At 54.6% G+C, this 11,503-nt stretch carries 9 protein-coding genes; 2 read left to right on the top strand and 7 right to left on the bottom strand.

Annotation, left to right across the window (positions count from 1 at the left end; genetic code table 11):
- Positions 1-10: 10 nt before the first annotated feature.
- Positions 11-2,038, top strand: a complete 2,028-nt coding sequence (locus HKD32_RS08635) for a phosphocholine-specific phospholipase C (RefSeq protein ID WP_194257843.1) — start codon at positions 11-13, stop codon at positions 2,036-2,038.
- A gap of 42 nt (positions 2,039-2,080) precedes the next feature.
- Here the strand turns inward: HKD32_RS08635 and HKD32_RS08630 are convergent, their stop codons facing one another.
- The 7 genes from HKD32_RS08630 to HKD32_RS08600 form a co-directional block, all read right to left on the bottom strand.
- Positions 2,081-2,854 (bottom strand): SDR family NAD(P)-dependent oxidoreductase, encoded by a 774-nt coding sequence (locus HKD32_RS08630; protein WP_061930817.1) that lies wholly within the window; start codon positions 2,852-2,854, stop codon positions 2,081-2,083.
- 17 nt (positions 2,855-2,871) lie between these two features.
- Positions 2,872-3,975 carry an ABC transporter ATP-binding protein gene (locus HKD32_RS08625; protein ID WP_061930819.1) on the bottom strand — a complete coding sequence of 368 codons (1,104 nt, stop codon included), beginning with the start codon at positions 3,973-3,975 and terminating at the stop codon, positions 2,872-2,874.
- Between the two features lie 53 nt (positions 3,976-4,028).
- Positions 4,029-4,856 carry a carbohydrate ABC transporter permease gene (locus HKD32_RS08620; RefSeq protein ID WP_061930822.1) on the bottom strand — a complete coding sequence of 276 codons (828 nt, stop codon included), beginning with the start codon at positions 4,854-4,856 and terminating at the stop codon, positions 4,029-4,031.
- 1 nt (position 4,857) lies between these two features.
- Entirely contained in the window at positions 4,858-5,766 is a 909-nt protein-coding gene (locus HKD32_RS08615; protein WP_061930825.1) for a carbohydrate ABC transporter permease, read from the bottom strand.
- A gap of 12 nt (positions 5,767-5,778) precedes the next feature.
- The gene (locus HKD32_RS08610) at positions 5,779-7,095 is read right to left on the bottom strand and encodes an ABC transporter substrate-binding protein (protein WP_061931077.1); all 1,317 of its coding nucleotides are present in this window, start codon (positions 7,093-7,095) and stop codon (positions 5,779-5,781) included.
- 32 nt (positions 7,096-7,127) lie between these two features.
- Positions 7,128-8,774, bottom strand: coding sequence for an FGGY-family carbohydrate kinase (locus HKD32_RS08605; protein ID WP_061930828.1), 1,647 nt, complete (start codon positions 8,772-8,774; stop codon positions 7,128-7,130).
- A gap of 325 nt (positions 8,775-9,099) precedes the next feature.
- Positions 9,100-10,122, bottom strand: coding sequence for an aldo/keto reductase (locus HKD32_RS08600; RefSeq protein WP_061930831.1), 1,023 nt, complete (start codon positions 10,120-10,122; stop codon positions 9,100-9,102).
- A gap of 263 nt (positions 10,123-10,385) precedes the next feature.
- On the opposite strand from HKD32_RS08600, the gene HKD32_RS08595 reads away from it, so the two are divergent.
- The gene (locus HKD32_RS08595) at positions 10,386-11,501 is read left to right on the top strand and encodes a THUMP domain-containing class I SAM-dependent RNA methyltransferase (protein ID WP_061930833.1); all 1,116 of its coding nucleotides are present in this window, start codon (positions 10,386-10,388) and stop codon (positions 11,499-11,501) included.
- Positions 11,502-11,503 lie beyond the last annotated feature (2 nt).

The raw sequence follows: 11,503 nt of genomic DNA, 5'->3' as shown, positions 1-11,503 counted from the left end.
GGACCCGCACATGACCGGACCGCTTTCCAGCCGACGCAGATTTCTTGAACTGGGAGCCGCTTTTGCGGCTGCCGGAACACTGCCCGGTAATCTGCAACAGGCTCTTGCGGTTCCGGCCAACCGGAAAACAGGCACCATTCAGGATGTCGAGCATGTGGTGATCCTGATGCAGGAAAACCGCTCTTTCGATCATTATTTTGGGTGCCTGAGCGGTGTACGGGGATATGGGGACCCTCGTGCTGCACGTCAGCCCGATGGAACGTCCGTCTTCGCACAAAAGACCGCTGAGGGCTCCACGGTTCTGCCGTTCCGCATGAACACGGTGCATACTTCGAGCGCCTGCATCGCCAGCTTGGATCATAGCTGGAAGGGTAGCCAGAAAGTCTGGAACGAGTGGGATTGCTGGATCCCGCACAAGACCGCCATGACGATGGGCCATTTCACGCGTCGGGATATTCCCTATTACTACGCGCTCGCAGACGCCTTCACGATCTGCGACGCCTATCACTGCTCGATTTTTGGGCCGACCAATCCAAACAGGCTTTTTCTGTTTTCCGGAACAAACGGATTAAGCGTCGGACATGATGGCAAGCAGGCGGTCGAGAACGTCGATGACGGGAACGTCTCGGCCGATATGCGCCACGACAATCCGAAATTTCAGTCCTTTCAGTGGACGACTTACGCCGAAGAGCTTCAGAAAGCTGGCGTGTCCTGGAAGGTTTATCAGGAATACGACAATTTCGGAGACAACGCTCTGGCAGGGTTTACCGCTTTTCGGGGGCTTTCCGAGCAGTCCTGGCAATATCAACAGGGGCGTCGGATTGTTGAAGGCTCCACGGCTGAAAATGCTGCGACATCCGAAGGGCGCTTCCTGATCGAGGCATTTGAAAAGGATGTGGCTGCAGGGACATTGCCGCAGGTCTCCTGGATCGTGCCTGCTGCTGCGCTCTCTGAACACCCGAACGCACCCCCCGGCTACGGCGAGCATCTGATCTCACGCCTGATGGATGTGTTTGTCCGCCATCCGGACGTATGGTCTAAAACAGTTTTTATCCTGAACTATGATGAAAATGACGGCTTTTTCGATCATGTTCCTCCTCCGGTTCCCGTACTTGGCGGAGACGAAGGAAACAGCACGGTGTCTGTCACTGGTGAGAGCTATCATGGCGTTCCTGTAGGTCTTGGACCGCGCGTACCTGCCATCCTCATTTCCCCGTGGAGCAAGGGCGGACGTGTCAATTCGGAAGTGTTCGACCACACGTCTGTTCTGATGTTTCTTGAAAAGCGCTTCGGGGTTCAGGCTCCAAACATCACATCTTGGAGACGGTCTGTCTGCGGGGATCTGACATCTGCTTTTGACTTCTCAGCCAAAGATACACGCTGGCAGGCTGATCTTCCCAATACAGACGATTACATGCCGCAGACCCGCAAGTCCTGCATGTTGCCTCCACCTCTGGTTCCGCAATACCAGACGTTGCCACGGCAGGAAGAAGGGCAGAGGGCGACGTGTGCTCTTCCGTATCATCTGGCAGCAGACCTGATGGTGAACACGGAGAAAGCCGAGATCGTTCTCAACAACACAGGTGTAAAGGGAGCAGTTTTTCGCCTCTCAGGGCAAGGCCCGTCACGTCACTATACTGTTGGTGAGGGAGCCACATTAAGTATTTCGCTTCATCCGCATGATGACTTCACGCTTTCTGGACCCAATGGTTTCTACCGCTCTGGCAAAAACATTTCAGATTTGCAGGTCCGTGTTCGCGAAGAGACGGAAGGCGTGACGCTGTTTCTCAAAAGCATTGCGTCGGAAGGTGCGGAACTGGTTGTCGAAGACGCCTATGGTGCGACAGCTGACTGGACTGCTCTTCTAAAGCCTAGGCAGGAGCTATCCCGCTTTTATCCTCTTGCTGGAAGTGACTTCTGGTACGATCTGACGGTCACCCGTCGCAAGGGCGGCACAGCAGGGCATATACAGGTTGCCGGGCATGTGGAGACCGGACGGCCAAGCCGGACTGATCCATTGATGAGTCGCCGGAGTTGAGACATCCGGGCCTGATGACAGGCCCGGTGTTTCGAATGTTGATTACCAGACAGTAAAGCCGGCATCCACGTTGACGATCGAACCCGTCATCAGGCTCGCAGCGTCCGAAGCCAGAAAGTGCACGACGGAAGCGACTTCGTCCGGCTGCCCTACACGCCCCATTGGTGTCCCTGCAATCCAGGCATCATACAGTTCCGGTTTTTCCATGCCGAAGCGTGTCAGGGTTGTTTCGATATAGGTTGGAGCAACGGCGTTGGCACGGATGCCGTGAGGCGCCCATTCCGCGGCCAGGGAGCGGATATACTGATGCACTCCCGCCTTGGAGGCATTATAAGCCGCCTGCTGCTGTGGGCGGTTAACAATCAGCCCGGACATGGAGCCAATCGCAACAATCGCCCCTTTCTTCTGCTCGAGCATAATGCGACCTGCGGCCTGGCAGCAGCGGAACATGCCATTCAGGTTGATGTCGACCTGCTTGAGCCACTGGCTGTCCGTCATGTCCTCCGCTTTGACTTCGGAAATACAGATCCCGGCACAGGCAACCAGAATATCCAGATGACCTTCCTGCTCGTGCACGGTCTTGATAGCGGTCTGGACGCTTTCCGTGTTCGTAACATCCATGCGAATGCTGCTGACATCCAGCCCTTCACCACGAAGTTCCTCCGCAGCTTTCGCGGCCAGAGCCTCATCCAGGTCTGCGATTACAACGCGTGCCCCGGCTTCAGCCAGAGCCGTCACGCAGGCCAAGCCGATATTCTGTGCGCCGCCGGTCACAACTGCGGTACGGCCATCGAGACGAAGTTTTTCCATGTACATTTTAAGTATTCCTGAGTTCAGGCGGCGAGGGGATGACGACGACAGGCCTCAAAGGCCAGTCCATCAGGGGCAAAAAGATGACAGTACTGAGGAGGTAACGTCAGGCTCACGCGTGTTTCGACTTCGATGTCTGTAAAGCCATCCGTCTGGACAACAACGACCTGACCGTCTTCCAGACGAACGTGAACGAGTGTGGTCGCACCCAGCCGTTCGATCACTTCGACGATGCTGCTATTCGGGCCGGGGGCGGCAAGTTCAAGATGTTCAGGCCGAATACCGAGCGTGAGCTTAGTGCCCGGCAGAATTCCGGGCGGCGCGACTGGAACATGCATCACTGTTCCGTCCCGAAGTTGAACCGTGGAACCTTCTGCGTTGCCATCCTGGAAAATGGCGGAGAAGAAATTCATGGGAGGGGACCCGATGAATTTTGCCACGAAGAGGTTGCGAGGGTGATGGTACAGTTCCAGCGGAGAACCGATCTGCTCAACAACACCCTTCTGAAGAACGACAATCTTGTCAGCCATGGTCATGGCTTCAACCTGATCGTGGGTCACATAGATCGTCGTGGCACCAAGTTTACGATGAAGAGCCGAAAGCTCCACACGCATCTGGCCACGCAGAGCGGCGTCAAGGTTGGACAGCGGTTCGTCGAACAGGAATACCTTGGGGTTACGGACAATAGCACGCCCAATGGCCACGCGCTGACGCTGCCCACCTGAAAGCTGGCCCGGCTTGTGATTCAGATAGGGCTCAAGCTGAAGCGTACGGGCAACATGCTCGATCTTCTGCCTGCGCTCTGCCTCCGGCATCCCGGCAAGCTTCAGACCAAATTCCATGTTTTTGTAGACGTTCATATGCGGATAGAGCGCATAGGACTGGAACACCATCGCCAGACCGCGCTTGCCGGGCTCCACGTCGTTGACGCGCTGACCATCAATCAGCAGGTCACCGGATGTAATGTCTTCGAGGCCAGCAATCATGCGCAGAAGTGTGGATTTACCGCAGCCAGATGGCCCGACGAACACCACGAATTCCTGGTTCTCGATCGACAGGGAAATGCCCTTGATAATTTCTTCCGTAAGATACGTCTTGCGGATGTTCTTGAGTTCAAGCGTGGCCATGGGTCAGATCCCGTTTTCAAGCATAGGGGCAACGGCAGGAAGGAAGAGATCGGTCACTTCACGGCTCCGAATGTCAGGCCGCGGACAAGCTGCTTCTGGCTGATCCAGCCAAAAACAAGAATGGGAGCCACAGCGAGGGTAGAGGCGGCGGAAAGCTTGCCGAAAAACAGCCCTTCCGGGGACGAGAACGAGGCAATGAAAGCCGTCAGCGGGGCAGCATTGGAAGACGTCAGGTTCAGGGACCAGAAGGCCTCGTTCCAGCAGAGGATCAGCGACAGCAGGGCCGTGGACGCAATGCCGGGTAATGCCAGAGGCAGAAGGACCATTGTCATTTCCTGCCAGCGGGTAGCGCCATCCATACGGCCCGCTTCCAGAATGGGAGCCGGGACTTCACGGAAGAATGTGAACAGCATCCAGACGATAATCGGTAAGTTCGTGAGCATATCCACGATTGCCAGACCGGTGCATGTGTCCAGAAGGTGCGTGTTGCGGGCCAGGAGATAAATGGGAACCAGTACGCCAACCGGGGGCAGCATCCGGGTCGAGAGCATCCAGAGCAGCGTGCCGCGCGTTCGTTTTGAAGGCATGAAGGCCATCGAGTATGCGGCCGGAATGGCCAGCAACAGGGCGCCCGCTGTCGCACCGACTGACACGATGACGGTATTAAGTGCAAAATGCCAGTAACTGGCACGCTCGAAAACTTCCGCATAGCTGCTGAGCGTTGGCATAAAGAACAGTTTTGGCGGCGTTGATACCGCTTCCACTTCGCTCTTGAAGCCGGTCAGAATCATCCAGAAAATCGGGAAAAAGAGCCAAAGAGCAATGCCCCATCCCAGAAGGGTGACGGCAATCCGAGTACTGCGTTTCGTTTTGACGGCCATCTCACACCTCCAGATTGCGAGCAACGGAACGGACGAGAAAGACCGCAACGATATTGGCGATGATGATGGCGATAATACCACCGGCAGACGCACCGCCCACATCGAACTGAAGCAGGGCGCGAGAGTAAATCAGGTAAGCCAGATTGGTGGACGCCACGCCAGGGCCGCCAGCCGTCGTCACAGAAATTTCTGCGAAAACCGTCAGCAGGTAGATCGTCTCGATCATGACCACGACACTGATCGCACGCCCCAGATGGGGCAGAATAATATGACGGAACCGTGCGATAGGACCTGCGCCATCCATACGGGCGGCTTCTTTCTGCTCGCTGTCCAGCGACTGAACGGCTGTGAGGAGAATAAGCACAGCGAAAGGAAGCCACTCCCATGCAACGATCATCATGACTGTCAGAAGCGGAAACTTCGCCAGCCAGTCGATCGGTGTGAGGCCGACAGCCCGCATCATGGCGGAATAAACGCCATAAATCGGGTGCAGCATCAGGTTCTTCCAAAGCAGGGCGGAGACCGTTGGCATGATGAAGAACGGAGAAATCACCAGCACACGGGCAATACCACGTCCGAAAAACTCCTGATCATACAGGACAGCCAGAAGTGTCCCGCCACCAACACTGATGACCAGCACGCCAGCTACAAGAATGAACGTGTTGAGGAGGGAGTGCAGGAAATCAGGATCGGTCAGCAGGTACCAGTAATTGCTGAAGCCTGCGAAGCCGTGAAGCGTCGGGTCTACAAGATTATAGTTCAGAAGGGAGTACCATAGGGTCATTCCCAGCGGGACGATCGACCAGACAAGAAGAATCAGAACAGCCGGAGAAAGAAGCAGGAAACCTGCTCCTTTTCCCTTCTGCGCGGAGGCACCCGGTGTGGGGTTATGTTCGACGACGACCTGCATGGCATTGGAGCCTTATCTGGCGCGGCCGGACTGGCGCAGCGAACGGGTTACGGAAGATTGTGCGGACGCAAGAGCCTGATCGACCGTCATCTGACCGGAGAGTGTAGCGGCAACGGTCTGCCCAACCTGCGTTCCCATGGCTTGGAACTCTGGGATACCCACGAATTGTGCGCCAGTGTAAGGACGTGGCTGAGCCGTCTGTCCGTTCGGATCAGCCGTCTTGATGGCGTTTAGCACGAAAGAGGCGAAGGGTGCGGCCTTCTGGTATTCAGGGGCAGCATAGGTGGATGCGCGCGTGCCTGCAGGAACGGCAACCCATCCTTTACGGTCGGCAACCAGCTTCACGTAATCCTTGGACGTCGCCCATGTAATAAAGGTTTGGGCATCGGCACTCTGATGGGAACTAACCGGAACGGCGAGGCTCCAGGCCCACAGCCATGTCGGGCCCTTGCCATACGGACCTTTGGGAGCCGATGCGAAACCAACCTTGTCAGCCACCTGTGACTGCTTCGGGTCGAACAGCAGACCACCAGCGACGGTGGAATCAATCCAGATTCCACAATGGCCGCTGGCAAACAGGGCCAGATTTTCATTGAAGCCGTTGGACGTGGCACCCGGAGGGCCATCTTCCTTCATCGCCGAAACGTACCATGTCAGCGCCTTCTTCCAGGCATCAGACGTCAACAGAGGCTTCCAGGACATATCAAACCACTGGGCGCCATAGGTATTGGCCAGTGAACTGACATAAGCCATGTTCTCGCCCCAACCCGGCTTGCCGCGCAAACAGATGCCATAGACCTGACCGGCCTTGTCCGTGATCTTGTCCGCAAACTGGCGGATCTGGTCGTAAGTCGGGTCTGTTGGCATGGTCAGGCCAGCCTTCTGAAACAGATCCTTACGGTAATAGGTCATGACGCTTTCTGCGTAGAAGGGCAGGGCGTACAGCTTGCCGTCAGACGTCAGAGCGTCACGCACAGATGGGAGGACGTCATTTCCGTCATAGGCTGCATCCGGCTTGAGTTCCGTCAGCCAGCCCTGCTTGGCCCAGATGGGAACTTCATAGTTGCCAATGGTCACGACGTCGAACTGCCCTGTCTTCATGGCGATATCGGTCGTAACACGCTGGCGAAGGACGTTTTCCTCCAGTGTTACCCAGTTCAGATGAATATCCGGATGGGCTTTCTCGAATTCCGAGGAAAGCTGCCGCATGACGATCATATCGCCGTTATTCACGGTGGCGATTGTCAGGGTGCCAGCAGCATGAGCCGAGGAAAGAACTGAACCGCTCAAGAGAAGGGTCAGCGCGCAGAGTGACTTTAGACGGGACATGAAACTCAGACCTTTCGAAAAAGGATGCAGGATCAGTGAGAAGGGGCAGGTTCGAGGACGTCCCGCATCTGCTGACGCCATGCGAGTTGGCTATTCAGCATGTCATGGCAGATGGAACGTTTGGCTGAATGATAAGCGGTAGTGCGCTCATCAGGCAGGATTTCGGTTCCGGCATGGCTCATCCGGGCCATGGCGGTGCGAAGGTCCGCGTATTCGCCGCTGGCGACGGCACCAAGTATGGCTGCCCCCAGAAGAACGGAGTCCGGCTCTTCGGGCAGGAGAATGCGACAGCCTGTTGCGTTAGCATGCTCACGCAGGAAAACGTGATTCTTGGTGCTACCCCCCGTGGCGAGGATCGTGTCGATCCGGTAGCCTTGGGCATTGAGCGCATCAATGATGTCTTTGGTGCCGTATGCGAGACCTTGCAGCGTAGCGAGATACAGCTTCGCCAGATCATCCGTATTGGCTGAGAGGCTTAGCCCGCTCACGACACCCTTGAGGTCAGGATCAGCGTGCGGGGAGCGGTTCCCATGGAAATCCGGGAGCACATGCAGGTTCGCCGTGCTCGTTCCCGGAAGTTTACCCTGCTCAAGAGCATCCGCGCGATCGTTCAGCAGCGCGTATATGTTTGTACCCGACTGTTCTGCTTCCTGCTTGAGCGCAGGACCAGAAGCATGCTTGGAAATGACAAAGTCAATCAGCGCGCCAGTTGCAGACTGACCCGCTTCATTGAGCCACATGTCAGGAACCATGGCGTTCCAGTATGGCCCCCAGACGCCCGGAACAAATCGCGCTTCTTTGGACGCTGCCATATGACAGCTGGACGTGCCACAGATTAGCGAAATTGAGCGCTCAAGTACATCATCTGAAAGCGCTCCCGCTGCTTCAATACCGAAGACGCCAATACCACCTGCATGCGCATCAATGGCAGACACTCCAACAGGAATACCGGGCTCAAGACCTAGCTCAGCAGCGGCCTCAGCACTCAGACCTTCGCCAACAATCCCGCCCAATGCACGAATATCATTGCCGATCCGGGAAAAATTATTCTCTGTCAGTTCTTCAAGACCAATGGCTTTGAAGTAAGTGTCATCCCAACGATCTTCATGAGCCAGATAGGTCCATTTGCAGGCCGTGGAACATGCTGAGCGAGAGAGAGAGCCTGTAGCCCGCCATGTCAGAAAATCCGGCAGATCGAAAAAATGCCCAGCTTTGGCGAAAATATCCGGCAGGTTCCGTTTGAGCCAAAGAAGCTTTGGCGTTTCCATTTCCGGGGAGATTTTTCCTCCCACATAACGCAGGACGTCGTAGCCACCGGCATTAATTTCGGTGGTTTCCTTCAGGGCACGATGATCGGCCCACAGGATAATATCCTGCCCATCCGCACCTTCAGGATCGACAGATAACGGACGGCCTTCTGGATCAAGGACGACAAGAGAGCAGGTTGCATCGAAGCCAATACCTACAATCCGATAGGGCTGATCGAGTTTGGAAAGCGCCGCGCGAGTTGCGGTGCAAACAGCCTCCCAAATATTGGCGGAAGACTGCTGGGCATAGTTAGGGGCTGGCGTCCATGTACGTGTCGGCTGGACGGCAGAGGCCTTCTTTTCCCCATCAAGGGTAAAGAGACCTGCTCGGGCGCTCCCTGTTCCAACATCAACTCCAAGAACCAGATCCATAAGGCCATACCCAGTTTGTAACGTGCAGATTACCAAGATCCCGGGAGAGCTATCTTTTCAGAGTCATTCACAACGCCTGAGACCTTCAAGGTCATGACAAGCATGGATGACCTTGGAAGAAGCTCGATAACGCTATGTTCTGTCACTCCAAAAGATAACGCTTATTCCAGAATACATAACGGTATTTATGTTACATATAGCAGATTGACTGTCCATAGCGCGAAATGGAATTTGGAAAAGAAAACGTACAGATCGCAAAAAGATGAATGTCACGGAGATCTGGAGAGGGGCGACAACCGGTGCCACCCCCTCTCCAGACGATACGTTATGCTGCAACAGGGGTTGGTGCATCTTCAGCCAGAAGGCGCTCGGTCTTGAGGTCAATCCAGAACTTTTCTGGAATGTGATGACTGAACCATGCCAGGTTTTGCGTGAGCTGACTGGTATTCCGGGTGCCTGCACAAAAAGACGAAATCGCCGGGTGTGCCACCACAAACTGTAGAGCCGCCGCAGGCAACGGAACGTGATGTCGTTTACAAACAGCCTCAATGCGGGAAACGCGTTCGAGAATATGCGGCTGAGCAGGAGCGTAATTATATTTAGCCCCCTTTACAGCGCCTGTGGCGAGAATACCCGAATTAAAGCCCCCGCCGACAAGTAACGTGACATTCCTTTGTTCACAAAGCGGTAGAAAATCCCGCAAAGCATCCTGTTCAAGTAAGGTGTAACGACCCGCAAGCAAAAAGCAGTCGAAATCATGCTGTTGAAGGGCGGTATGACAAACTTCCCATTCATTCACACCAACGCCAATAGCCTTGACGACACCCTCGGTACGCAGTTTTTCAAGCGCTCGCCAGGCTCCGTCCATTGCCTGTTTGAAAACTTCTGGCTGGTTTTGCCCGTGTGTGAACCGGTCAATGTCATGGATAAACACCATATCGATCCGTTCAAGAGCTAACCGCTGTAATGAATCTTCAAAGGATCGCATTGTCCCGTCATAAGTATAGTCAAATTTCATGCGGTTGGGTGCTGCATTGACCCAGGGAGCGAAATCGATTTTGGCACGAGGCGCGGCATGCAGTGTGCGGCCAACTTTCGTGGCAACAACAAAGTCGTCCCGGTTTTTCCACCTGAGAGCCTGTCCGAGCCTCAGTTCAGCCAGACCATGACCATACATCGGAGACGTATCGTATAGCCGGATTCCTGCATCCCAGGCATGTTGTATCATCTGATTGGCGGCTTCTTCGGGCACTTCCTGCAGAAAATTTCCAAGCGGCGCGGTCCCGAAAGCAAAAGCTGTAACACTAAAGTTGTTACGGCCAAATTTGCGTGTTTCTGATGGCTTCATCGTCGATCCTCCCGAGGGGATTATGTTCACGACATGGGACGAAATTTTACGGAAAGGCCGCTGGCTTCACTTTTGTGACCAACACAGGGGGCTTCCAAGAGTATGGTTATTTACGCTTCACCTGCAAAAAAAATAACGATGGCACGATAACTTTACAATCATGTCTGGTTACTTGACAAAAATTTGCCGGAAATAAGCCCATTATACCCCCGAATGTAGCAGAAAAGATTGCTCTACACGTCGCTTCCTGTCATGGAGGCCCAATGACGAAAAACAGGCACTTTGAAATTTTTCTCGCAACGTCCCCCGGTCTTGAAGACATGCTCTGCGCCGAGGTGAAACTGAAAGGGTTTCGCCAGCCCAAAGTTGTTCCTGGGGGAGTGACACTGCGGGGAGGATGGCCTGAAGTCTGGCGCGCAAACCTTTGGGTCCGGGGTGCCAGCCGGGTTCTGGCACGCGTTGCGCAATTCCGTGCTGAATATCTGAATCAACTTGAACTCCGCTCCAAGGAAATCCCTTGGAGTGAATTGCTCAAACCTGACGTGCCGTTCCAAGTTGAAGTTTCGTGCTCATCTTCGCGAATTTATCATAGCGGAGCCGCAGCTGAACGCATTTCCAAAGCCATCACAGAGACGCTTGGAGCACCAGATTCCGAAACTGCACCTGTTATTGTTCGCGCACGGATCGAGAATAATTTCTGTACGCTCAGTCTGGATACATCCGGTGATCTTCTGCACCGACGGGGCCATAAGGAAGCCGTTAATCGCGCGCCCATGCGTGAAACAATGGCCTCACTGTTTCTGCGCAAATGTGGATACACCGGTCAGGAACCCGTTCTTGACCCTATGTGCGGATCAGGAACATTCGTTATCGAGGCGGCTGAAATCGCAGCGCGCCTTAATCCGGGTCGCTCACGGCAGTTTGCATTTGAACGGTTTGCCACATTCGACTCAGCTGCGTGGGAGCAGATGCGCGAAGTGAAAAGCCAGCGCACCCCGGAATTTCACTTCTACGGAAGCGATCGAGACGCCGGAGCAATTGCGATGAGCAAAGCCAACGCTGAGCGTGCTGATGTTACAGCATATACAACCTTCAGTCAGGCTACAGTGAGCGATATAATGCCTCCTGCTGGCCCGCCAGGTTTGGTAATTCTGAATGCTCCGTATGGCACTCGCCTTGGCGACAAAAAGAAACTGTCAGCTTTGTATAGAGCGCTCGGTACGCGATTGCTTGAGCATTTCAAAGGCTGGCGGGTAGGAATTATCACAACGGAAAAATCACTGGCTCACGCAAGCGGATTGCCGTTCCTACCAACGAGTGCTCCAATCCCTCATGGTGGATTGAAGGTCTTTCTATTCCAGACAGACGTACTGAAGTAGTA

It is taken from the genome of Gluconobacter japonicus (assembly GCF_015244665.1).
Classification (GTDB): domain Bacteria; phylum Pseudomonadota; class Alphaproteobacteria; order Acetobacterales; family Acetobacteraceae; genus Gluconobacter; species Gluconobacter japonicus.
Note: the sequence above shows the minus strand (reverse complement) of the source record. Positions and strands in the feature narration are given on the sequence as shown.

Bases quoted from the DNA above. Each gene is read 5' to 3' on its own strand.
- HKD32_RS08605 (WP_061930828.1), bottom strand. From the start codon at position 8,774: ATGGATCTGGTTCTTGGAGTTGATGTTGGAACAGGGAGCGCCCGAGCA.
- HKD32_RS08615 (WP_061930825.1), bottom strand. From the start codon at position 5,766: ATGCAGGTCGTCGTCGAACATAACCCCACACCGGGTGCCTCCGCGCAG.
- HKD32_RS08630 (WP_061930817.1), bottom strand. From the start codon at position 2,854: ATGTACATGGAAAAACTTCGTCTCGATGGCCGTACCGCAGTTGTGACC.
- HKD32_RS08625 (WP_061930819.1), bottom strand. From the start codon at position 3,975: ATGGCCACGCTTGAACTCAAGAACATCCGCAAGACGTATCTTACGGAA.
- HKD32_RS08600 (WP_061930831.1), bottom strand. From the start codon at position 10,122: ATGAAGCCATCAGAAACACGCAAATTTGGCCGTAACAACTTTAGTGTT.
- HKD32_RS08610 (WP_061931077.1), bottom strand. From the start codon at position 7,095: ATGTCCCGTCTAAAGTCACTCTGCGCGCTGACCCTTCTCTTGAGCGGT.
- HKD32_RS08635 (WP_194257843.1), top strand. From the start codon at position 11: ATGACCGGACCGCTTTCCAGCCGACGCAGATTTCTTGAACTGGGAGCC.
- HKD32_RS08595 (WP_061930833.1), top strand. From the start codon at position 10,386: ATGACGAAAAACAGGCACTTTGAAATTTTTCTCGCAACGTCCCCCGGT.
- HKD32_RS08620 (WP_061930822.1), bottom strand. From the start codon at position 4,856: ATGGCCGTCAAAACGAAACGCAGTACTCGGATTGCCGTCACCCTTCTG.